22 protein-coding genes and 2 tRNA genes are annotated in these 22949 nt (G+C 67.3%); 12 read left to right on the plus strand and 12 right to left on the minus strand.

Annotated elements, in window-relative coordinates; translation table 11 throughout:
• Positions 1–1307: 1307 nt before the first annotated feature.
• The 6 genes from rsmG to rpmH are packed head-to-tail and all read right to left on the minus strand — an operon-like array spanning position 1308 to position 4467.
• Positions 1308–1949: a 16S rRNA (guanine(527)-N(7))-methyltransferase RsmG gene (rsmG, locus tag M3147_RS12920; protein ID WP_251203883.1), complete on the minus strand. Its 642-nt coding sequence runs from the start codon at positions 1947–1949 to the stop codon at positions 1308–1310.
• A gap of 32 nt (positions 1950–1981) precedes the next feature.
• On the minus strand, positions 1982–2485 hold the full coding sequence (locus tag M3147_RS12925; protein ID WP_251204079.1) for a Jag family protein: 504 nt from the start codon (positions 2483–2485) through the stop codon (positions 1982–1984).
• 5 nt (positions 2486–2490) lie between these two features.
• Positions 2491–3462 carry a membrane protein insertase YidC gene (gene yidC / locus M3147_RS12930; RefSeq protein WP_251203884.1) on the minus strand — a complete coding sequence of 324 codons (972 nt, stop codon included), beginning with the start codon at positions 3460–3462 and terminating at the stop codon, positions 2491–2493.
• A gap of 3 nt (positions 3463–3465) precedes the next feature.
• A complete protein-coding gene (gene yidD, locus M3147_RS19870) occupies positions 3466–3945 on the minus strand; it encodes a membrane protein insertion efficiency factor YidD (protein ID WP_439954200.1) in 480 nt (159 codons plus the stop codon).
• A 1-nt stretch (position 3946) separates the two neighbouring features.
• The gene (gene rnpA / locus M3147_RS12940; RefSeq protein WP_251203885.1) at positions 3947–4321 is read right to left on the minus strand and encodes a ribonuclease P protein component; all 375 of its coding nucleotides are present in this window, start codon (positions 4319–4321) and stop codon (positions 3947–3949) included.
• A gap of 8 nt (positions 4322–4329) precedes the next feature.
• Positions 4330–4467, minus strand: a complete 138-nt coding sequence (rpmH, locus tag M3147_RS12945; protein ID WP_021010601.1) for a 50S ribosomal protein L34 — start codon at positions 4465–4467, stop codon at positions 4330–4332.
• A gap of 435 nt (positions 4468–4902) precedes the next feature.
• On the opposite strand from rpmH, the gene dnaA reads away from it, so the two are divergent.
• The 9 genes from dnaA (at position 4903) to M3147_RS12990 (ending at position 15201) form a co-directional block, all read left to right on the plus strand.
• Complete coding sequence (gene dnaA, locus M3147_RS12950; RefSeq protein WP_251203886.1) at positions 4903–6321, plus strand: chromosomal replication initiator protein DnaA; 1419 nt, start codon at positions 4903–4905, stop codon at positions 6319–6321.
• Positions 6322–6764: 443 nt separating this feature from the next.
• The gene (gene dnaN, locus M3147_RS12955; RefSeq protein ID WP_251203887.1) at positions 6765–7916 is read left to right on the plus strand and encodes a DNA polymerase III subunit beta; all 1152 of its coding nucleotides are present in this window, start codon (positions 6765–6767) and stop codon (positions 7914–7916) included.
• Positions 7917–7980: 64 nt separating this feature from the next.
• Positions 7981–9225, plus strand: a complete 1245-nt coding sequence (gene recF / locus M3147_RS12960; protein WP_251203888.1) for a DNA replication/repair protein RecF — start codon at positions 7981–7983, stop codon at positions 9223–9225.
• Entirely contained in the window at positions 9222–9707 is a 486-nt protein-coding gene (locus M3147_RS12965) for a DUF721 domain-containing protein (protein ID WP_251203889.1), read from the plus strand. The genes recF and M3147_RS12965 overlap by 4 nt, the downstream gene beginning before the upstream one ends.
• Before the next feature lie 123 nt (positions 9708–9830).
• The gene (gene gyrB / locus M3147_RS12970; protein ID WP_251203890.1) at positions 9831–11849 is read left to right on the plus strand and encodes a DNA topoisomerase (ATP-hydrolyzing) subunit B; all 2019 of its coding nucleotides are present in this window, start codon (positions 9831–9833) and stop codon (positions 11847–11849) included.
• 55 nt (positions 11850–11904) lie between these two features.
• The gene (gene gyrA / locus M3147_RS12975; protein ID WP_251203891.1) at positions 11905–14493 is read left to right on the plus strand and encodes a DNA gyrase subunit A; all 2589 of its coding nucleotides are present in this window, start codon (positions 11905–11907) and stop codon (positions 14491–14493) included.
• 24 nt (positions 14494–14517) lie between these two features.
• Positions 14518–14922: a DUF3566 domain-containing protein gene (locus tag M3147_RS12980; RefSeq protein WP_251203892.1), complete on the plus strand. Its 405-nt coding sequence runs from the start codon at positions 14518–14520 to the stop codon at positions 14920–14922.
• A gap of 91 nt (positions 14923–15013) precedes the next feature.
• Positions 15014–15087: transfer RNA gene (locus M3147_RS12985), tRNA-Ile, on the plus strand.
• Positions 15088–15128: 41 nt separating this feature from the next.
• Positions 15129–15201: transfer RNA gene (locus tag M3147_RS12990), tRNA-Ala, on the plus strand.
• A 61-nt stretch (positions 15202–15262) separates the two neighbouring features.
• Here the strand turns inward: M3147_RS12990 and M3147_RS12995 are convergent.
• Both M3147_RS12995 and M3147_RS13000 read right to left on the minus strand, forming a co-directional pair.
• The gene (locus M3147_RS12995) at positions 15263–15832 is read right to left on the minus strand and encodes a TetR/AcrR family transcriptional regulator (RefSeq protein ID WP_251203893.1); all 570 of its coding nucleotides are present in this window, start codon (positions 15830–15832) and stop codon (positions 15263–15265) included.
• Between the two features lie 123 nt (positions 15833–15955).
• Positions 15956–17446 carry a peptide MFS transporter gene (locus M3147_RS13000; RefSeq protein WP_251203894.1) on the minus strand — a complete coding sequence of 497 codons (1491 nt, stop codon included), beginning with the start codon at positions 17444–17446 and terminating at the stop codon, positions 15956–15958.
• A gap of 204 nt (positions 17447–17650) precedes the next feature.
• Here M3147_RS13000 and M3147_RS13005 point away from each other — a divergent pair, with 204 nt between their 5' ends.
• Both M3147_RS13005 and M3147_RS13010 read left to right on the plus strand, forming a co-directional pair.
• Positions 17651–18472 carry an alpha/beta fold hydrolase gene (locus M3147_RS13005; RefSeq protein WP_251203895.1) on the plus strand — a complete coding sequence of 274 codons (822 nt, stop codon included), beginning with the start codon at positions 17651–17653 and terminating at the stop codon, positions 18470–18472.
• A gap of 170 nt (positions 18473–18642) precedes the next feature.
• Positions 18643–19191 carry a putative immunity protein gene (locus tag M3147_RS13010; protein WP_251203896.1) on the plus strand — a complete coding sequence of 183 codons (549 nt, stop codon included), beginning with the start codon at positions 18643–18645 and terminating at the stop codon, positions 19189–19191.
• A 41-nt stretch (positions 19192–19232) separates the two neighbouring features.
• Here M3147_RS13010 and M3147_RS13015 read toward each other — a convergent pair whose 3' ends face one another.
• From M3147_RS13015 to M3147_RS13025, 3 genes are read right to left on the minus strand one after another with little or no spacing between them, the layout of a single operon-like run.
• A complete protein-coding gene (locus tag M3147_RS13015; RefSeq protein ID WP_251203897.1) occupies positions 19233–20573 on the minus strand; it encodes an MFS transporter in 1341 nt (446 codons plus the stop codon).
• Positions 20564–21058 carry an SRPBCC family protein gene (locus tag M3147_RS13020; protein ID WP_251203898.1) on the minus strand — a complete coding sequence of 165 codons (495 nt, stop codon included), beginning with the start codon at positions 21056–21058 and terminating at the stop codon, positions 20564–20566. The genes M3147_RS13015 and M3147_RS13020 overlap by 10 nt, the downstream gene beginning before the upstream one ends.
• Positions 21055–21411, minus strand: a complete 357-nt coding sequence (locus M3147_RS13025; RefSeq protein ID WP_251203899.1) for an ArsR/SmtB family transcription factor — start codon at positions 21409–21411, stop codon at positions 21055–21057. The genes M3147_RS13020 and M3147_RS13025 overlap by 4 nt, the downstream gene beginning before the upstream one ends.
• 188 nt (positions 21412–21599) lie before the next feature.
• Here M3147_RS13025 and M3147_RS13030 point away from each other — a divergent pair, with 188 nt between their 5' ends.
• Positions 21600–22379: an SDR family NAD(P)-dependent oxidoreductase gene (locus M3147_RS13030; protein WP_251203900.1), complete on the plus strand. Its 780-nt coding sequence runs from the start codon at positions 21600–21602 to the stop codon at positions 22377–22379.
• A 155-nt stretch (positions 22380–22534) separates the two neighbouring features.
• Here M3147_RS13030 and M3147_RS13035 read toward each other — a convergent pair whose 3' ends face one another.
• Positions 22535–22801 (minus strand): helix-turn-helix domain-containing protein, encoded by a 267-nt coding sequence (locus M3147_RS13035; protein ID WP_251203901.1) that lies wholly within the window; start codon positions 22799–22801, stop codon positions 22535–22537.
• Positions 22802–22949: the final 148 nt, after the last annotated feature.

Genomic DNA, 22949 nt, shown 5'->3' on the forward strand with positions numbered 1-22949 from the left:
TTCACGTGAAACGCCCGAAGGCCCGCTCTTGCCACGAGCTGCCCTCTTTCAGGCGGGGAGGTCGCCCACGCCAGACTGGATCTGCACCAGGACCCCGGACGACAAACTCGAGGCAGACCACATGAGCCGAAGGCGAGAGCGGACGGCAACGGCTGCCCCACACTTGCGGCCGCCGCCCGTAGGGTTCGCGCCCGCTCACGCGAAAGCATCGCCAGGTGATGTTTCACGTGAAACGCCCGAAGGCCCACTCTTGCAAGAGCTGCCCTCCTCCTGACGGGCAGATCGCGCACCAGGAAGACGGGGGACGAGCGCGAGGCAGACCTCATGAGCCGAGGGCAAGAGCGGGTGGCGATAGATCGCCCACACCCGCGCCCGCCGGCCCGACGCGAACCTGTCGCTGGGCAGCCTCGAGGAAGGGTTGACCGTCGCCGATCGCCAGTCAGCGCTCCAATCTCGGCGGCGCACTCGCATGCTCTGCTCGTGATCGGCGAGCGAGGTCCACGCTGACCAGCGCCAGGCAGGCCCCCTACCGAGAACCACCACCCAGCTCCCGAGCACAGGATCGGTCAGTGTCCGCAAGCGGCCGAGCAAGCAATGCGAAGGAGGGGCCGGTGTGGTGTTTCACGTGATATGTCTGCACGCCGCCACGAACGTGTGGTGATCGTGGTGCCGGCCACGGCTTTCGGAGTCGCTCGCCGAAGCACCGGGCACTCGTCGGGGGACACCGAGTTCCCCCCTCCCGCCCTCAACGCGAATCAGCGCACCGCGGCCAGTCACTCCTCCGGGCGCACGAGAGTGACCAGGGCCACCACGTTTCACGTGAAACGCATGCTGGCTGGCGCCCCAACCTCCCGCGCCACCCCGGCCAGCCGCGCCACCCCAGCCGCCCCAGCCACCCCAGCCGCCCAGCCGCCCCAGCCACCCACGCCGCCCAGCCACCCGCACCGCTCCAGCACAAGAATGACCAACGACGCCACCGCAACCCCCACGGAACGAAGACGCGGCAGGCCAAGCAGGGCAGTGCGGTAGCAGCTGAAACGCGCACGCGAAGACCCGCTCCCGCATTCCGACGCAGCCAGGCGGCGAACTCCGCCTCCTGACTACCGCACCCATGGACGAGAGCGCCCGACGCCGCGGCATCGGCACAGCTACCCACTCCAGCGCGGACTAGAACCGTTTCACGTGAAACCCTCGGCCACGCCGCACCACGCACGCATCCACCCGCCCGCCGAGACCGCTTGACGGCGGTCCAACGAACCCTCTCCGCACACAGCACGGCAGAGCAATGGGGGAGTGGCTCGCTCGGATCAGCCCTTGGCGACCGTGGCGCGGAACACTCGAGTCACTTCGCGCTCGTCGACCTTGCCTTCGCCGAGCACGAGTACCTCGGGGTCGCGGAGGTGGAATTTGCGCATCGCCTTCTCCGCACCGGCGATTTCCTGCTCGACGCTGGCGCCCTTCATGAGGACGAGTTCACCGCCGGGCTTCAGCAGGGGAGCGGTGAGGGGAATCAGCGTGCGCAGCGCGCTCACCGCTCGGGCAGTCACCTGGTCGAGCTCGCCCTTGAGTTTGGCGTCTTCCGCCCGCGCCCGTAACACGGTGACGTTCGTCAGCTCGAGCTCCGCGGCCTGCTGCTCCAGCCAGGCCACCCGACGCTCCATCGGTTCGATGAGGGTGAACGAGACGTCCGGGCGCGCGATGGCGAGCACCAGGCCCGGCAGTCCGGCGCCCGATCCGACATCACCCACGCGCCCCGGCCGCAGCAACGGCGCCACAAGGCCGCTGTTGATGATGTGGCGGGTCCACAGACGCGGCAACTCGAGGGGGCCGATCAGGCCGAGCTCCTCACCGTGCTTCGCCAGCGCCTCGGTGAACGCCCGGGCCTTCCCAGCGGTCTCGCCGAAGAGCTCCGCGGCGAAGGCCGGTTCCGGCTCGAGATTCTCGATCATCGTTTCACGTGAAACATCCGCCACGTCGGCGCTTAGCCGACGCGAGTGATGACCGTATGACGGTCGGCGCCCTCGCCACGGGATGCCGAGTGCAGGCCCCGCTCGGCCACGAGATCGTGAACCAGCTTGCGCTCGTACGACGACATGGGCGGAAGGGCGGCCTCCGCCGCGCCACCCTCGATCCGCTCGGCCGCGCGGGAGACCAGGGCCGCCAGCTCAGTGCGACGCGCATCACGCGAACCACCGATGTCGAGGATCAGGCGCGAGAACGCTCCAGTGCGGCTCTGCACCGCGAGACGCGTGAGCTCCTGGAGGGCGTTGACCGTATCGGGCTTCGAGAGGAGCTCGAGGTTCGCGTCGTCACCGGCGTTGACCGAGACGTAGGCCCGCCCGTTGCGGGCATCGATGTCGATGTCGCCATCGAGATCGCAGATATCGAGGAGCTCCTCGATGTAGTCGGCCGCGATGTCGCCCTCTTCCTCGATCTGAGAGAGGGTGCGCTCCTCGGTGTCCTGATCCTGCTTCACGTCGGTCATGTCGGTCACTTTCCACCCTGCTTCTTCGCGCGCGACTTGTTGATGGGCTGCTGGCGCTGCGTGGTCTTCGGCTTCGCCTGCTCCTCAGCCTCGATCGCCGGAGCATCAGGGGCGACGAGCTTGCCCTTCTTCGCGAGGCGAGCCTCGCGAGCCTTCGCCGCCTCGCTACCCGGGGTCGGCATATTGCGGATCACGACGAACTGCTGGCCCATGGTCCAGAAGTTCGAGACGAGCCAGTAGAACATGACGCCGAGGGGGAAGGCCACACCCGAGAAGGCGAACACGAGGGGGAGCAGGTACAGCAGGATGCGCTGCTGACGGAACATCGGGCTCGCCTTGGTCTCCGGCGACATGTTCTTCGAGACGATCTGGAGCTGGGTGATGAACTGCGAGGCCGTCATCAGCACGATCATGGTGAGCGCGATCAGCATCACCGAGAGGCTGAACGGCTGCCCTGCCGTCATGTTGTTCCACTCGCCGATGAAGGTGGACTTCAGCGGCGCGCCGAAGAACTCGGCGTTGGCGAACGAATTCGCGAGCTGCTGGGTGAACAGGCCGACGCCGGCCTTGTCGTGCTGCGCGTCGTTCAGCACCGAGAACAGGCCGAAGAAGATCGGCATCTGCAGCAGGAGGGGGAGGCAGGACGACAGCGGGTTGGTGCCCGTGCGCTTGTAGAGGTCCATGGTCTCGCGCGACATGGCCTCGCGGGAGAACTGGTCCTTCTTGCCCTTGTACTTGTCCTGGATCTTCTTGAGCTGCGGCGCCACCTCGAGCATGCGCCGCTGGCTCTTGATCTGCTTGACGAAGATCGGGATGAGCGCGGCACGGACGACGATGACCAGGCCGACGATCGACAGCACCCAGGTGACCCCCGCGTCGGGGTCCATGCCGATGGCGGTCCACAGCCAGTGGAACGCCACGAGAATCAGCTCGATGGCCCATTTGATGGGCCAGAGGAGCGTGCCGATGAGATCCAAGGATCAGTCCTTCCGGGACGAGGTGGAGGAAGAGGTCGCGAGCGCGGCGGCGCCGAGGGCCGGCGTGCGGAGAACTGCGGAAACGGAGACTGCCGACTGGGCCGCCGCGGCTTCGTCGACGCGGAGGTGCTCGAGCACGTGGGCCCGGCGTGCCGCCTCGGCGGCGGCCTCGGCCTTCGGGAACATGCCGGCGGGGACGACCCACCCGAAGCGGGTGATGCGATCGCGATCGTGGCGGGCGGCACGCACCTCGTCGATGCCTCCGGCCGACCATGGATTACAGCGAAGGATGCGCCACGCGGTGAGCGCCGACCCGACGACGAGGCCGCGTTGTTGAACCGACCCGAGTCCGTAGGCCGAGCAGGATGGGTAGTACCGGCAGACGTCGCCGTAGAGCGGCGAGATCAGCGCGCGGTAGCCGCGGAGCAGCAGGACCCCGGCGTTGCGGGGGAGCAGCAGCACGAATCGCGCAAGGTTTCGCATGTCACACGTCTCGGGAGGGAGCGGATGCCTGGGCTGCGACGCGATGGCCCCGGCGCTCGTACGCCGAGAGGACCTCCGCACGCAACGACGCCCAGTCGGCATCGGCCGCGGTCGGGAGTGCTCGCACCACCATGTCTACGCCGACGGCACCGCTGGCGACGAGCTCGGAACATGCCGCCTTGAGGCGGCGTCTCACGAGGTTGCGTCGCACCGCGGTGCCGACCTTCTTCGAGACGATGAAGCCGAAGCGCGGCGCCGATCCCGGTTCGCGTGAGCGCAGATAGCTCACGGTGTGCGGGCCGACCGCCTTCGCTCCACGGCGCACGACGACTCGATAGTCATCGGCGCTCGTGAGGCGATTGGCTTTGGCGAGCACCGGAAGAACTACGCGGAGAGCTCGGTGCGGCCCTTGCGACGACGAGCGGCCAGGATGGCGCGGCCGGCACGGGTGCGCATGCGCAGACGGAAGCCGTGCTTCTTGGCACGACGACGGTTGTTGGGCTGGAAGGTACGCTTGCTCATTCTTCTCTCCGGCTGTCGGACTCTCCTCGCGACGCGTCAACGGTGCGTCTGCGGGAAAACTGGGTGCCCAAAGGGCGGCGGTCAACCTATTAAAACTACGGCCTCGACGCGCCGGGGTCAAACCGACCACGCCCGAGACTTTCGGCGATCGAACCACACAGTATCCCGCCATCCTGCGCGAGCGCTGAGGATCGACACGCCGGGGCCGTCGAATCCCGTTCGCGGCATTTGTCGGCGGCACATCCATTCGCTAGCGTGAGTGACCAGTTATCCCCAGCCTCGAACGCGGAATCATCGGGTTTCCGGCCGATCTGCTCACAGGCGGTGGACAACATTGTGAACAATTCGCCTGGCGCCGTTTCGCGCTCCGGAGGGGGACCGGAGAGTGCGTTCGATCGACGGCGCTCAGCCGAATGCGGCAGATTGCGGGGAGCAATGACGGAACAGCCCATTTCCGAGACGTGGGCGACGGTGCTCGAGCGACTCTCGCAGGACGACGCGATCACCCCCATGCTGCAGGGCTTCCTGAACCTCGTCGAGCCGAAGGGCATCGCCGCCGGCACGTTCTACCTCGAGGTGCCGAACGAGTTCACCGCGAGCATGCTGAACCAGCGCATGCGAGTGCCGCTGCTCGCCGCGATGTCCGAACTCGACGTGCCGTCACCCGTCACGTCCTTCTACGTCGTCGTCAATCCGGAGCTCGAAGAGGTGCGACCGGCCGACTTGCAGAGCGCGGGGGACGAGTACGCGGAACCCGTCGAGCTCCATGCCGCCCCGCCGGCCGTCTTCGAGAGCTCCCCGCAGGACCGCCCCCGCGACTCGCGGCTGAACCCGAAGTACTCCTTCGACAGCTTCGTCATCGGTCAGTCGAACCGCTTCGCGCACGCGGCCGCCGTCGCCGTGGCGGAGGCGCCGGCCAAGGCGTACAACCCGCTCTTCATCTACGGCGACTCCGGACTCGGCAAGACGCACCTCCTGCACGCCATCGGGCACTACGCGATGAGCCTCTATCCCGGCATCCGCGTGCGCTATGTGTCGAGCGAGGAGTTCACGAACGACTTCATCAACTCGATCGCGAACAACCGCGGCTCGCTCTTCCAGCAGCGGTATCGCAACATCGACATCCTGCTGATCGACGACATCCAGTTCCTGCAGGGCAAGGCGGAGACGCAGGAGGCGTTCTTCCACACGTTCAACACCCTGCACGACCACAACAAGCAGGTCGTGATCACGAGCGACGTGCCGCCGAAGCACCTCACCGGGTTCGAGGACCGCATGCGAAGCCGCTTCGAGTGGGGGCTCATCACCGATGTGCAGGCGCCCGACCTCGAGACCCGCATCGCGATCCTCCGCAAGAAGGCGCAGTCGGAGCGGCTGCAGGTGCCCGACGACATCCTCGAGTACATGGCCTCGAAGGTGTCGAGCAACATCCGTGAGCTCGAGGGCACCTTGATCCGCGTCACGGCCTTCGCAAGTCTGAACCGCACGCCGGTCGACATGCCGCTCGTGCAGACGGTGCTGAAGGACCTCATCACCGACGACTCCGACAACGTCATCGCGCCGGTCGACATCATCACGGCGACGGCCGACTACTTCAAGCTCACGGTCGACGACCTGTACGGCTCGAGTCGCTCGCAGGCGGTCGCGACGGCCCGGCAGATCGCGATGTACCTCTGCCGCGAGCTGACCAGCCTGTCCCTGCCGAAGATCGGTCAGCTCTTCGGCAACCGCGATCACACCACCGTCATGTACGCGAACAAGAAGATCTCGGAGCTCATGAAGGAGCGCCGATCGATCTACAACCAGGTCACCGAGCTCACCGCCCGGATCAAGCAGACCGCGCGCTACCGCTGAGTTTCCGGGCGTCGCGGCGCGCTCGACGGATGCCTGGGGGCGCGCGCACGCGGCGTTCTGCGGGTCGTTCGAGGCGTTCCCCACAATTGTGGAAAGCCTGTGGATTGTTAACGAGCAACCGGCCCCGAGCTGTTGAGACGCAGCCTCGGCCTGTGCACAACCGTGATTCGTCCCAGTACGCCGTTCAGTGTCCCGTCGGCGATTCCCACACGGTGTGCACAGATGGAATCGGCCCCGATCGGCATCACTCCGCGGATCTCCGAACACCATCCACAGTTTCCACAGCGGTTAACACCGTTAAGAGACTTAAGCCTTCAATGACGGAGATTCAGCAACCTGACGGTGTGGATGCCTCGAAGGTCGCTCGATAGCATGGGAACCCGCGTCCACCGACGCGGGAGGGCACGGTCGTGCGGAGCACGCGCCATGACGACAGGAGAGCCGTGAAGTTCCAGGTCAACCGCGACGTCTTCAGCGAGGCCGTGTCGTTCGCGGTCAAGCTGCTTCCGCAGCGGACGACGCTGCCCATCCTCTCCGGCGTCCTGATCCAGGCGAACGAAGACGGGCTCGTCCTCTCCTCCTTCGATTACGAGGTCTCCAGCCAGACCGAGATCCAGGCCGACGTCGAGGAGCCCGGCACCGTGCTCGTCTCGGGGCGCCTCCTCGCCGAGATCGCCGGCCGCCTCCCGAACGCGCCCGTGCGCATCGCGACGGAGGAGAACCGCATCCAGGTGAGCTGCGGCTCCGCGAGCTTTACGCTGCTCTCGATGCCGGTCGAGGAGTACCCGTCGATCCCCGAGATCGGCGATCAGTCCGGCGTCGTCCCCGCCGAGGAGTTCGCGGCCGCCGTCGCGCAGGTGGCGGTCGCCGCCTCCCGGGACGACGTCACCCCGGTCATCACCGGTGTGCAGCTCGAGGTCCGCGAGAATAGCCTCGGCCTCGTCGCCACCGACCGCTATCGCGTCGCCGTGCGCGAGATCGACTGGGACGGCGGCGCCGTCGCCACGGCCGGTGAAGCGCTCACCGCGCTGGTGCCGGCTCGAACCCTGCAGGAGGTCGGCAAGACCTTCGGCCACTCGGGCACCATCTCGGTCTCGATCACGAGCCGCGACGACCGGGAGCTGATCGCCTTCAGCGCCGACCGGAAGACCGTCACGAGCCTGCTCATCAAGGGCAACTTCCCGCCGGTGCGCCGACTCTTCCCCGAGGTCGTCGACAACTACGCCGTGGTGAACACCGCCGAACTCATCGAGGCGACCCGACGCGTCGCGCTCGTGCTCGAGCGTGAGGCGGCGCTCCGCTACTCGTTCACGCCCGACGGGCTCACCCTCGAGGCGATCGGCAGCGAGCAGGCCCAGGCGTCCGAGTCGATCGACGCGATCCTCACCGGCGACGAGACCGTCGTCTCGCTGAAGCCGCAGTTCCTGCTCGACGGCCTCGGCGCCGTGCACTCCGAGTTCGTCCGCGTCTCGTTCACGAAGACCGAGAACCCGAACAAGCCGGGCCCGGTGCTCATCACCAGCCAGACGTCGCGCGAGCAGGCCGGCAGCGACAGCTACCGCTACCTGCTGCAGCCGAACCTGCTGCTCCGCTGAGCCCGCGCCGCTGTCGGCGGTCGCGGGTACCGTAGACGGAGGTCGAGCGAGAGGAGTGGTGCCGGTGCACGTCGCCCGCCTCTCCCTCACCGACTTCCGCAACTACGAGCGGGCCGAGCTCGACCTCGGCCCGGGGGCCACGGTGCTCGTGGGCCGAAACGGTCAGGGCAAGACCAATCTCGTCGAGTCCATCGGCTATCTGGCGACCCTCGGCTCGCACCGCGTCTCCGGTGACCAGGCGCTCGTCCGAGCCGGCGCCGAGTCGGCCATCGTCCGCGCGCTGCTCGTGCACGGCGACCGTCAGCTCCTCCTCGAGCTGCAGCTCAACCGCCAGGGCGCCAACCGAGCGCAGCTCAACCGATCGCCGGTGAAGACGCGCGAGCTGCCGCGCTATGCGCACACCGTGCTCTTCGCGCCCGAAGACCTCGCCATCGTCCGCGGCGAACCGGGGGTCCGGCGCCGCATGCTCGACGAACTGCTCGTGCAGCGCTCGCCCCGGCTCGCGGGCGTCATGGGCGACTACGACCGGGTGCTCCGTCAGCGCAACACCCTGCTGAAAAGCGCCCGCGCGCGGGGGCTCGGGGCCGACAAGCTCACCACCCTCGACATCTGGGACGAGCGGCTCGTCGCCCTCGGTGCCGAACTCATCGACCAGCGGCTCGCACTCGTCGCCGAGCTCGCCGACCCGCTCGCGGCCGCGTACCACTCGATCGTCGACGCCGACCACGGGCCCGCGCTGCAGCCGGTGCTCTCCATCGACGGCGCGGTCGCCGATGACGACGACGAGCCGCGCACGGCGGCGGGCGCCGAGCGCTCGGATGCCTCGGCCGACGCAGGCGACACCGAATCGTCGACCGTCCCGACCGCCGAGCGGTTCGCTGCGGCGCTTCGCGGCCTCCGCCGCAAGGAGCTCGAGCGCGGCGTGACGCTCGCCGGCCCGCACCGCGACGACGTGCTGCTGCTGCTCAACGGTCTGCCGGCCAAGGGCTACGCGAGCCACGGCGAGTCGTGGTCGTTCGCCCTCGCGCTGCGGCTCGCGGCCGCCGAGCTGCTCCGGCGCGACTCGGCGACGGGCGATCCCGTGCTCGTGCTCGACGACGTGTTCGCCGAGCTCGACCGCCTTCGGCGGGAGCGCCTGGCTGCGGCGATCAGCGGCTACGAACAGGTGCTCGTCACCGCGGCGGTGCTCGAAGACGTGCCCGAGCCGCTCACCGCGACCGTCGTGCACATCGAGGCGGGGCGCATCGTCGACGCGCCGGCGGCAGCGCCGGCATCCGCCCTCGCCGCCGAAGAGGAGGCGAAGGCATGAGCGACGCCTCGGAGGCCGTGCGGGTCTACCAGCACTTCCGCGAGATCTTCGGCGGCGAGACGCGCTACCGCCCCGGCCGTGCGCGCCGCACGCGCGAGACCTCGGGCAGTGAACCGTTCACCCCCGGTCGCGACCCGCGTCCGCTCGGCACCGCGATCGACCAGCTCTCCTCGCAGCTCGGCTGGAGCGGCCCGCTCTCGCAGGCCGACCTGCTCACCACGTGGCGCGACATCGCCGGCGAAGAGACCGCCCGACACTCGGAGCCCATCGCGATCGAGGGCGGCACGCTGCAGGTCCGTTGCGATTCCACAGCCTGGGCGACGCAGCTGCGGCTGATGCGCCAACAGCTCCTCGCCCGCATCGCCGAGGTGCACCCGGGGGCCGGCGTCGAATCCATCCGCTTCCAGGGGCCGGACGCCCCCACCTGGAAACGCGGCCCCAGATCGGTTCCAGGCCGCGGTCCGCGCGACACCTACGGCTGAGACGACAAATTCGGTCAACCTGCCCCGTTCATTGCCTCAGATCGGCGTTTCCGGCCTTTTGGGGCGGTCGGTTTGATAGGATCGAGAGTCGCCAGAACGACAGAGCGGAGCCTCGATTCACCCATGACAGCGGAACCGACGAAGGCCCAGGGCGCGTCCGAATACGGCGCCGACGACATCCAGGTACTCGAGGGCCTCGAAGCGGTCCGCAAGCGTCCCGGCATGTACATCGGCTCGACGGGTCCGCGCGGCCTGCACCACCTCGTGTACGAGATCGTCGACAACTCCGTCGATGAGGCGCTCGCGGGCTTCGCCACGGAGATCGACGTGACGATCCTCGAGGACGGTGCCGTCCGGGTGATCGACAACGGCCGAGGCATCCCGGTCGGCATGCACAAGACCGAGGGCAGGTCCACGGTCGAGGTCGTGCTCACCGTGCTGCACGCCGGCGGCAAGTTCGGCGGCGGCGGCTACGCCGTGTCCGGCGGCCTCCACGGCGTCGGCTCGTCGGTCGTGAACGCGCTGTCGACGCGGCTCGAGGTCGCGGTGAAGCGCGAGGGCCATGTCTGGCGTCAGGCCTTCAACATCGGCGTGCCCGAGGCCCCGCTCTCGCAGGACGAGGCGAGCGACGAGACCGGCACCACCATCACGTTCTGGCCGAGCCCCGACATCTTCGAGACGGTCGTCTTCGACTACGAGACGCTCCGCACCCGCTTCCAGCAGATGGCGTTCCTCAACAAGGGCCTCACCATCAAGCTCACCGACCTCCGTCCGAACGGCGGGGTGCCCCTCGACCCGGCCGACGTCGAGGCCGACGCCGACCCCGAGACGTTCGTGCCGCGCAGCGACACCTTCCTCTACGAGCGCGGCCTCAGCGACTACGTCGAGTACCTGAACAAGTCGAAGCGCGCCGAGCTCGTGAACGAGGAGATCATCTCCTTCGAGTCGGAGGACACCGAGCGCAAGATCGCGCTCGAGGTCGCGATGCAGTGGACCACGGCGTACACCGAGTCGGTGCACACCTACGCGAACACCATCAACACCCACGAGGGCGGCACGCACGAAGAGGGCTTCCGTGCGGCGCTGACGACCCTCGTCAACCGCTACGCCCGCGAGAAGGGCTTGCTCAAGGAGAAGGACGACAACCTCTCCGGCGACGACGTGCGCGAGGGCCTCACCGCGGTCATCTCGGTGAAGCTCTCCGAGCCGCAGTTCGAGGGCCAGACGAAGACGAAGCTCGGTAACACCGAGGCGAAGTCCTTCGTGCAGCGCATCGTCGGCGATCAGCTCGGCGACTGGTTCGAGCGCAACCCGAACCAGGCCCGCGACATCATCCGCAAGGCCATCCAAGCGGCGACCGCCCGCCTCGCGGCCCGCAAGGCGCGCGAGGCGACCCGGCGCAAGGGCTTCCTCGAGACCAGCGGCATGCCCGGCAAGCTGAGCGACTGCACCTCGAAAGACCCGACGATCTCCGAGATCTTCCTCGTCGAGGGCGACTCGGCCGGCGGCTCGGCGAAGACCGGACGCGACCCGGCGACCCAGGCCATCCTGCCGCTGCGCGGCAAGATCCTGAACGTCGAGAAGGCCCGACTCGACCGGGCGCTCGGCAACGCCGAGATCCAGGCGATGATCACCGCCTTCGGCACCGGCATCGGCGAGGACTTCAACCCCGAGAAGGCCCGGTACCACAAGATCGTGCTCATGGCCGACGCCGACGTCGACGGCCAGCACATCACGACACTGCTGCTGACGCTGCTGTTCCGCTTCATGCGACCGCTCATCGAGATGGGGTACGTCTTCCTCGCGCAGCCGCCGCTGTACCGCCTGAAGTGGACCAACTCCGAGCACGAGTACGTCTACTCCGACCGCGAGCGCGATGCCCTGCTCGCCGCCGGCCAGGCTGCGGGCAAGCGGCTCCAGAAGGAGAACGGCGTCCAGCGCTACAAGGGTCTCGGTGAGATGAACCACCAGGAGCTGTGGGACACGACCATGAACCCCGAGACCCGCACCCTGCTGCAGGTCACGATGGAGGACGCCGCGGCCGCCGACGAGATCTTCTCGACGCTGATGGGCGACGACGTCGAGAGCCGTCGCTCCTTCATCCAGAAGAACGCGAAGGACGTCCGCTTCCTCGACATCTGAGCGCGCGCCGTGACCCGGCGCGCGATCCGCGAGCAGTTCGAACCGACGAGAAGACATGACTGACGAATTCAGCACCGAAGCCGCAGACGGCGAGCACAACCACGGCAGGATCGACCAGGTCGACCTGCAGCTGGAGATGCAGCGTTCGTACCTCGATTACGCGATGAGCGTGATCGTCGGGCGCGCGCTGCCCGACGTCCGCGACGGCCTGAAGCCCGTGCACCGCCGCGTCATCTACACGATGTACGACGGCGGCTACCGCCCCGACCGTGCGTTCTCGAAGTGCACGCGCGTCATCGGCGACGTCATGGGCCAGTTCCACCCGCACGGCGACAGCTCGGTGTACGACGCGCTCGTGCGTCTCGTGCAGCCGTGGTCGCTGCGCTACCCGCTCGCCCTCGGTCAGGGCAACTTCGGCTCGCCCGGCAATGACGGCGCCGCCGCCCACCGGTACACCGAGACCAAGATGTCGCCGCTCGCCCTCGAGATGGTGCGCGACATCGAGGAAGAGACCGTCGACTTCCAGGACAACTACGACGGTCGCACCCGGGAGCCCACCGTGCTCCCCGCGCGCTTCCCGAACCTGCTCGTCAACGGCTCGGTCGGCATCGCGGTCGGCATGGCCACGAACATCCCGCCGCACAACCTGCGCGAGGTGTCCGAGGGCGCGCTCTGGGCGCTCGAGCACCCGGATGCCTCGCACGAGGAGCTGCAGCAGGCGCTCATGGAGCGCATCAAGGGGCCGGACTTCCCGACCGGCGCGCAGATCCTGGGCGTCAAGGGCATCCACGACGCGTACCGCACGGGCCGTGGCTCCATCACCATGCGCGCGGTCGTCAGCGTCGAGGAGATCCAGGGCCGCACCTGCCTCGTCGTCACCGAGCTGCCGTACCAGGTGAACCCCGACAACCTCGCGGTGAAGATCGCCGAGCTCGTGAAGGACGGCAAGCTCGCCGGCATCGCCGACATCCGCGACGAGACCTCCGGCCGCACCGGCCAGCGGCTCGTGCTCGTGCTGAAGCGCGACGCGGTCGCGAAGGTCGTGCTGAACAACCTCTACAAGCACACGCAGCTCCAGGAGAACTTCGGCGCGAACATGCTCGCGATCGTCGACGGCGTGCCGCGCACGCTCTCGATCGACGGCTTCATCACGCACTGGATCGCGCACCAGATCGACGTGATCGTGCGCCGGACCACCTTCCGCCTGAAGAAGGCCGAGGCCGACGCGCACATCCAGCGCGGCTACGTGAAGGCGCTCGACGCACTCGACGAGGTCATCGCGCTCATCCGCCGCTCGCCCGACGTCGACGAGGCCCGCACCGGCCTGATGAACCTGCTCGGGGTCGACCAGCTGCAGGCCGACGCCATCCTCACCATGCAGCTCCGCCGCCTCGCGGCGCTCGAGCGGCAGAAGATCATCGACCGCCTCGCGCAGCTCGAGCTCGAGATCGCCGAGTACCTCGCGATCCTCGCCGACGAGGGGCGCCAGCGCACCATCATCTCCGATGAGCTCACCGAGATCGTCGCGAAGTTCGGCGACGACCGGCGCACCCACATCATGCCCGGCTACGACGGCGACATGTCGGTCGAAGACCTGATCCCCGAGGAGGAGATGGTCGTCACCGTCACGCGTGGCGGCTACATCAAGCGCACCCGCAGCGACAACTACCGCTCGCAGCACCGCGGCGGCAAGGGCGTGAAGGGGGCGCAGCTGCGCGCCGACGACGTGGTCGACCACTTCTTCGTCACGACGACGCACCACTGGCTGCTGTTCTTCACGAACATGGGCCGCGTCTACCGGGCGAAGACGTACGAGATCCTCGAGGCCGGCCGCGACGCGAAGGGCCAGCACGTCGCGAACCTGCTCGAGATGCAGCCCGACGAGCGGATCGCCGAGATCGTCGACATCCGCGACTACCAGGTGGCGACCTACCTCGTGCTCGCCACGCGCGACGGGCTGGTGAAGAAGACCGAGCTCGCCGCGTACGACACGAACCGTTCGCGCGGGGTCATCGCGATCAACCTCCGCGAGGGCGACGAGCTCGTCTCCGCGATGCTCGCGAACGAGACCGACGAGATCTTGCTCGTCTCGCAGAAGGGCATGTCGCTCCGCTTCGAGGCGACCGATGAGGCGCTGCGACCCATGGGCCGTGCGACCTCCGGCGTGAAGGGCATGTCCTTCCGCGCCGGGGATGCGCTGCTCGCGGCATCCGTCGTCCCGTCGTCCGACGACGACGACGAGGCGGATGCCCCGGAGGATTCGGCCGGTCAGAAGCTCAGCCCGAGCGACGCGTACGTCTTCGTCGTGACCGAGGGCGGATACGCGAAGCGCACCCGCATCGAGGAGTACCGCAAGCAGAACCGCGGCGGACTCGGCATCAAGGTCGCCAAGCTCTCCGACGATCGGGGCGATCTCGCGGGGGCCCTGATGGTCTCGCGGAGCGACGAGGTCCTTGTGGTTCTTGCCAGTGGCAAGGTGGTACGCTCCCATGTCGCCGAAGTCCCGGCCAAGGGCCGGGATACGATGGGCGTCGTGTTCGCGAAGTTCGCGAACGACGACCGCATCATCGCGATCGCGAAGAATTCAGAGAGGAACCTCGACGAGGAAACCGAAGAGTCGGTGGAGTCGACGGACGCCGAGTAACCGCCTAAGGGAGAATCACCACCGATGAGTAGCGTCGCCGAGAAGCTGGCCAAGAAGTCCGGCCGCAAGGCCCCGGCCAAGCAGGTCCGCCTGCGTCTGGTCTACATCGACTTCTGGTCGGCCGTGAAACTGTCCTTCCTGATCGCGGTCTGCCTTGCGGTCGTGAACATCGTCGCGACGTTCCTCGTCTACACGGTGCTGAACTCGACCGGCATCTTCAGCAAGCTCAACGAGCTCGTCCGCGACGTCGCCGGTCAGGGCGGCGACCTGACCGCGATCCTGTCGCTCGGCAATGTGATGGGCTTCGCCATCGTCGTCTCGCTGCTGAACCTCGTCGTCACGACGGCTCTCGGTGCCATCATGGCCGTGCTCTACAACCTCAGCGTGAAGATCACGGGCGGCATCCTGGTGGGCTTCACGAACAACTGAGTCGCCGGTGCCGGCGGCGCCCAGCTCGATTCGGTGTTTCACGCACGGTCGGGTAGGCTGTCCTTCGGCCTTCACGGGCCGGCACCGATTCGGGGATGTAGCTCAGGCGGTTAGAGCGCTTCGCTGATAACGAAGAGGTCCGAGGTTCAAGTCCTCGTATCCCCACTCCAAAACTCCACACTCGCCGGCGGCATCGCCACCGGTACGGGGCCTTAGCTCAGTTGGTAGAGCGCCTGCTTTGCAAGCAGGATGTCAGGAGTTCGATTCTCCTAGGCTCCACACGGTCGAGAACCTCAGTCATTCGACTGGGGTTCTTTTCGTTTCTCCGTGCCGGTCAGCCCTATGGCCGCTCGTCGATCATTGCCGCGAAGGCCTCGAGTGCGGAGCGGGTGCGGCTTGCGTCTCCGGTGCTCAGTAGATCGATGGTGAGGCCGCTCAGGGTAGCGAGCGTGAGAGATGCGCGGATCTCCGCTGTTGCATTCGAGTGTCCGTCGGCTTCCAGCCAGGCAGTGAAGTAGCGGAGCCAGAAGAGGAGCAAGTCCTCGCGCACGTCGGCTGGGACTCTCCCGTCGATCATCATCGCTTCCATGTCGATCCGAGAGAAGGCGAGATTGGTTGGGTCTGCGCCCCACCAATCCCAGAGCACGATGAGTCCGGCGCCGGTCGAGATGCCCGAGTGGGTTGCACGGTAGGTGTCGAGGAACGTGAGGTTCGCCTCTCGAGCTCTGCCGAGCGCTGCGCTGACGAGGTCGTTCCGCGATCCGAACTGATAGGTGATCACCGTGGTGCTCGTGCCGAGTGCGGCAGCGAGCTTCCGGATGGACAGGTTCGAGAGCCCGTACTGTGCAAGGTACTCGATGACCTGGTCGAGGATTTCGGCGCGCCGTTCAGGAGCAAACGGTCTGGACATCTTCCTCCTTCGGATTGGGCGGTAGGCGATCGCGGGCGGGACGCGCGTGACCTGTCGCGTCGAGTTCGAAGGACAGGCGGGATGCCCCTACGTCGACCGTGACGATACGGCATCCTGCAGGGTTCATCGACCAACCGACGTCGTCCTCGTCGAGCCGGCCGCGTCTCCCTCCACCCTGGATCCGGAGAAACGGCGCAGGAGCGCGGGTGTCGCGAACATCCCGACCGCGACAGAGATGCCGACGATGGCGCAGATTCCGAAGTACATCGCTTCATTGCTGCCGGGATTGAACCACTCACCAGCGGTGCCGGCCAGGGCGATGCCGCCGGCGATCCCGAGATACTGCACGGCGATCATCCGGGTGCTGAATGCGGGCGGTCCGACGAGGCTGGCGAGTGAGAGCCCGGACGGCGTCACCACGATGTCGGCAGCGCCGAAGGCGAGCACGATGAGGGCGAGGATCACGACCGGGGTCTTCTCGCCGCTCGCGGACGAGAGGGCGAGCAGGAGGAGCGCCGAACTGCAGATGGCGAACGACGTCCCGAACTTGACTGCAAGGCTTGGCTGTCGACTCCCGAGCTTTCCCCAGATGATCGCGAGAATCGGCGCGAGGAAGATCGAGCAGAGCGGCGCTGCCGCGAGGATCGTCGATGGTGGCAGTTCCATGCCGAGGACCGCGCGGTCCGTGGAGCCTTCTGAGTAGACCGCAACCGACCCGTAGAGCTGTTGGTAGAGACCGTTGAAGACGAAGGTCGCGACGAAGAAGGGCAGGTATCCAACGATGCTCCGCTTGGCTTCCGCGTCGAGGGACCGGTCTCTCAAGAGCTTCGTGAAGAAGACGATCGCGTACACGACCGAAACGGCACCGATCACGGTCGCAGGATTCAGCCCGGAAGCGACCACCGCCACGAGGATGATCGCGGCGGCCGACACCACCGCCGCGACCGCGACAATCTGACCGGGTGTCGCACGGGCTTCGGGCGCGACCCGCGGAGCGGTCAGCTCGACTCGCCGGCGGAACGGTGAATACAGGAGTCGACCGGTGACGAGCACGACTGCCGAAATGACGAACCCGATCGTGAAGCCGACGCTCGACTGCAGGATGCCTGCCAGCAGCACACCGATGAATGCCCCGCTCGCCCCGCCGACGTAATAGATCGTGAAGCCGGACTCCCGCTTCGTCGGGAAGTCATTCAGGGCCCCGCCGACGAGCGCACTCTCGCCGACCCACATCGAAGAGGCGCCGATGACCACGCCTACTAGCCCGATCGCGAGTCCGATGGGGCCCGGGATCAAGCCGATCGCCAGGTAGCCGACCGCCGCGATCCAAGCTCCCCAGCCCAAGGCCCGTCCTGCTCCGATCACACGGTCGGCGAACCAGCCCATGACGATCGTCGCAAGGTAGGTGCAGGCACCGAATGCCGCGGAGATGGCGATCGCGCTGTCCACGCTGAATCCCAGGCCACCTTCATCGGTCGCGAAGTAGATGTAGTAGACGAGCAGCGACTGCAGGCCGAAGAATGTGGTGGTGTCGAAGACGGTGAGGCCTGCAACCGGGTAGAGGGTGCGCGGGAGGCCCGCGAACGTCCTGGGGCGTGTGAGGGTCTGCTCCATGTGGCACTCTCCTTTGAGGCAGATTAATACAACGGTCGTTGTATCAATGATTGGATGCGAAGTTACCTCCAGCAGGTCGAGTTCGTCAAACGGTCATCGACCCTCGTCGCCCGGGCGGAAGTGTTGCGACGAAGAGTGTCCGACAGTTATCGTGACGCCTGTTGTATTAACTGCTCAACGTGGGCACGAATCGGAGGATGAAAGATGCCGACACTCGACATCGGGGGCAGGTCCTTTCAGTACGAGCAGTCGGGCCAAGGGTCGGACATCGTCTGGATCGGTGGCGGCGGGATGCCCGGGAGCGAATGGCGGCTCTACCAGACGCCTGCATTCGACGATCGCTATCGGAACACCACGTTCGACAACCGAGGTGTCGGTGGAACGGCGCTGAACGACGGCGAGGTCGTGTCGATCGGTGACTTCGCCGACGACGCGGCTGCTCTCATCGAGGCTCTGTGCGACGGACCTGTGATCTGCGTCGGTCTATCGATGGGCTCGATCATCGCTCAAGAACTTGCTGTGCGCCGGCCCGACCTCGTCAAGGCCGCGGTGGTGATGGGCACGATCGCGCGCGCGACCGGGTGGGTCTTCACCTACATGGATGCGGAGATCCAGTGGAGAAAAGCCGGCAACCGTCTGTCCGGGGCGATGGGCGCAGCCCACGGGCTTGCGCAGCTCTACCCTGCGTCTGCTTTGAGCGACGACGAATTCTGCGCGGAGCAGATGGCATACATGACCACCCCTGAGTATGAGAGCGATCTCGAGGACTCGCTGATCGCCCAATGGCAGGCGTGCAACGACTACGACGGGAGGCAAAGCCTGGCTACCTGCCGCGTTCCGCTTCACGTCATCGGCTTCGAGCAGGATGTCCAGGCGCCTCCAAGGTGGGGCCGAGAAGTTGCCGAACTCGCGCCAACGGGGGACTTCACCCTCGTACCCGATGCAGGCCACGCATCCTGCGTCGGGCACAAGCACCACGAGATCAATCAGCTCATCGCCGACCTCATCCGCCCGTACAATGACTGAAGGCGCAGAACGTCCCTGCCATTTTATCTACGCCCCAAGCGCGCCCCAGGCCTCCAAACAGCCGCAGCAACACGAGCTCCTCTTCTGCTTTGCAAGCAGGATGTCAGGAGTTCGATTCTCCTAGGATCCACACTTCGGCCCCACCGGCTCCGGTCACGGGAGGCATCCGCATGACCACCCCGCAGGCACTCAGCGAGGCCGACCGCAGGATCGTGGCATCCTGGGCGGCCGACTGCGCCGAACGGGTCTTGCCGCTCTTCGAGGCCGAGGCCCCCGACGACGATCGCGCCCGCGACGGCATCGCCCGCGCACGGGCCTTCGGTCGCGGCGAGCTCGACACCGCCGAGCAGATCCGCATCCGCTTCGTCGCCGGTCGTGCGGCCGGCTCCGCGGAAACGCCCGCTGCGGTCGCCGCCGCGCGTGCGGCCGGTCAGGCCGCGGGCGTCGCGCACATGGGCGCGCACGCGCTCGGCGCGGCCGCGTACGCGGCGAAGGCGGCCTCCCTCGCCGCCACCGAGCCGGAGCCCGCCCGCCGGCAGGAGGTCGAGTGGCAGCTTCGCCGGCTCACGCCGGAGGCGCGCGCTGCGCTGCGGCGGCTGCCGCTGCTCGGCACGGACTCAGCGGGCCCGTTGGGACCCGGGCTGCTCGCGACGGGCGTGCTCGCCACGACGATTCGCGAGCTCCAGGCTGCACTCGGAGCCTCCGGGCCGACGGGCTAGGCGCCTGCGTCCCCGGAGGCATCGAGGAGGATCCTTCGAGCTCAGCCCGCGCGTTCGGTGTCGACGGTGTCGGTAGTCATCGGCGCGCGTGAGTCGCCGGGCTGGCGGCCGGAGGTTGCGGCGGCGGTGGACTGTGTGGTGCGGCTCAGCCGCATGGCTGCGCGGCCGGAGGGGACGAAGACGGCGATGGCGGTGACGAGGATGGTGACGATCCCGGCGATGACGAGGAGATGCTCGATGCTGAGGAGGTCGGCGAGTGGGCCGAACGCGACGAGCCCGATGGGTGCTGCGGTGGCCATGACGATGTTCAGGTAGCTGAAGACTCTGCCGTGCTTGTCGGGCTCGACGGTCTCTTGGATGAGGGTCATGAACGGGGCAGAGAACAGCGGGGTGAGCAAGCCGAACCCGAACATGAAGACGTAGAAGACCCAGAGGTTGGGGCTGAGACCGAGCCCGATGGTGACCACGCCGTAGCCGATGGTGGAGAGCAGGATCAGGCCGATTCTGGAGCGGCCGGCGAAGACGGTGGAGACGAGGATGCCGCTGAGGAGCATGCCGATGCTGAAGACGATCTCCAGGACGGCGACCATCCACACCTCGCTGCCGAAGGACCGGGCGACCATGAGCGGGGTGACGAACATGGGTGCGACGGTGAGGAGGAAAATGATCGCAAACACGATCAGCAGCCAGCGCACGATCCGGTGCGTCCAGATGTAGCGGGCGCCCTCGGCGAGGTCCGCGCGGTAACCGGTGGTCTTATCGGCGATCGTCGTCAGGGTGGGGACGGCGACCATCGCGAGCAGTCCGATGCCGATGAGCGCGGTGATGACGTCGATGAAGAAGACCGGGATGAGTCCGAACGCGGCGAACACGACACCGGCGGCGACGGGCGCGAGCAGCATCATGGCGGACTGGATGGTCTGGAACAGACCGTTGATGCGCAGTAGCTGATCGTGCGGGACGATCTGCGGGATCATCGCCTGCACAGCCGGGGCCTGGAATCCGGCGCCGACCGAGCGCACGGCGACGGCGAGCAGAATGATCCACAATTCGGTGATGCCGATGCTCATCAGGAGCGCCAGAACGAGGGTGGCGAGGGCGATGCCGCCGTCCGCGATCATCGCCAGCGCCTTCCTGTTCATCCGGTCAGCGAGCACCCCGCCGAAGATGGAGATCAGTCCTTGCGGGAGAAACCCGGCAACAGCCCAGAGCGCGATGGCCAGCCCGGACTTCGTTTCGAACGTGATCCACCACATGACCGCGTGCTGGACCACCAGCGATCCGAACATCGAGGAGGTCTGGCCGGAGAGGAAGAGGACGGCGTTGCGCTTCCAATGCGGGTGCGCCTGCAGTCGCTCGCCGGCCTCGCTGTTCACGGCCACCCACCGGTCTCGCTGGTGAGGTCGTGGACGAGGGAGGTGAAGCAGCCCAGCCAGCCCTGTTCATTGTCGTTGCGAAGGGCGAGTGAACGGTAGCCGCTCTGAGTGAACCGCATCCGGGTGCGCGGCGCGTCGGCCGTGCCGATGTCGTCCAGTTCGACGGACACGAGCGTCTCGGGGTTCGGGTGACCGCCGTCGACTTGGGTCAGGGTGAGCGCCAGCCTTCCGAAGGGGTCGAGTTCGCGGAACGCGCCCTGTTCCGTGTAGCGGTGCGGGCCAGTCCGCTCCTGGAAGTCCAGCCGCCACCTGCCGCCGGGCCGGGGATCGGATTCCGAATGCACGGTCGTGTAGCCGGGCGGGGCGAACCAGCGTGCGAGCGCGTCGGCATCGGTCCAGCGCCGGAACACTCGCTCGCGAGTCGCGGGGAACTCCTGCTCGATCTCGATCACGAGTCCGCGATCGTCGTGATGGCGCGCGGTGGTGGTCATGATGACTCCTCAGAATCGTCAGTCGGGGTGTTGTCGGCGTCGAGATCCGCCTCAAGTGCGGTGAAGCGGTGCTCCCACACCGCCCGGTAGTCCTCCAGCCACGCATCGACCTCCACCAGCGGGTCGACCCGCAACCGGCTCGGGCGTCGTTGCGCATCGCGGCCCCGTGAGACCAGGCCGGCCGATTCGAGCACGCTGATGTGCTTCGAGATCGCGCGTGGCGTCAGGTCGAACGGGGTCGCCAGCTCAGTGACGGAGGCCTCGCCTCGCTCACGCAGCGTGGTCAGGATCGCTCGCCGGGTCGGGTCTGCGAGCGCAGCGAAGGTCCGGGTCAACTGATCAGTCGCCATCATCAAGCACCATTCTGTTCGGGAACCATTTGGTTCCATAGTGCATCGACCAATGGCTGCCGTCAAGAGGGTGAATCTGCACCCAGGGCGCGCGACCCCCTCTCTTGACGCGCGGCGGTTGGCCATGCATTATAGAACCTTCTAGTTCTGGAACTGAATAGTTCTAAATGAGCGCGCGACGGGAGAACACCATGCTGCTGCACGGCAGGAAGGCCATCATCTACGGCGGCACCGGCCCCATCGGTCGCGCGGTGGCGACCGGCTTCGCTCGAGAAGGTGCCACCGTCCACCTCACCGGGCGACGCCCGTCCGCTCTCGATGCCGCTGCCGCCGAGATCCTCGCCGACGCAGGCGTGCAGGCAGCCGGGGGAACGGTGCACACTGCGGCGCTCGACGCCCTTGACCCGGACCAGATCACCCGTCACGCCGACCACGTCGCCGAGACAGCGGGGAGCATCGACATCAGCTTCAACGCCATCGGACTCGGCGACGTCCACGGCACCTCGCTGGCCGAGATGGAATTGGAGGTCTTCGAGCGACCAGTCATCACCGCCGCACGCACCATGTTCCTCACCACCCAGGCCGCCGCACGGCACATGATCGGCCAGGGCTCCGGCGTGCTGCTCTTTTTCGGCGGCGACGGCGGGCGCGACCCGGTCCGCGACTACAACATCGGCGGTTTCCAGGTCGCGATGGGCCTCGTCGATACCCTGCGTCGGCAGCTCGCCGCTGAACTCGGCCCGCACGGCATCCGCGCCGTTACGCTCCAGTCCGGCGGCATCGCCGAAGCCATCCCTGAGAACGACCCCGACCGGCAAAGCATCGTCGACATGATCACCGCGCCGACCATGCTCGGCCGGACCGCGACGTTCACCGACGTCGGCGACGTTGCCGCCTTCATCTGCTCCGACAAAGCCGCCGCCATCACCGCCGCATCCATCAACATCACCGCCGGTGCCGTCGCCGACTGACCCCTGGCCGCCACGGTCCGCCGTGTGCGAGCAGTCGGGCCATGGGCCAGACATTGTCTGGATCGGTGGTGGGGGATGGCGGGCAGTGCAGGGTGGGGTCTCCCGCATGACCTGTCAGAGCGGCGGACTCGGCCGAGCGTCGCTGGGCCGACCGCTCACCGCTGCCCGTCGAGCCGGCGCGCGATGCCCGCACGAGAGCGGACCCCGGTCTTCCGCAGGATGCGGGAGACGTGCGTCTCGACGGTGCGCGGGCTGAGATGGAGCTGCGCGGCGATGTCCCGATTGCTGTGCCCGTCGGCGACGAGTTCGGCGACGGTGCGTTCGCGCGGCGTGAGGCCCACGGCGCCACCGCCCGCGATCGGGGACGACGTGATCGGGCCCGCCCCGGCATCCAGTGCACCGCCGCCGTCCACCGACTCCATCGGGCCTCCTCCATCACGGTCGGCCAGCAGGCTATCCGGCGCTCGGGACCTCGCGGCTCACCCCCGGGGGTGACCTTCCGGTACTTGCGTGGTTCTACGGATGTGCCTCGGACGGGGGTCGCCGTAGCGTGTGCCTGATTGCGTCCGC

The sequence above is a fragment of the Agromyces mediolanus genome (assembly GCF_023715325.1).
In the GTDB taxonomy this organism is placed as follows: Bacteria; Actinomycetota; Actinomycetes; order Actinomycetales; family Microbacteriaceae; genus Agromyces; species Agromyces mediolanus_A.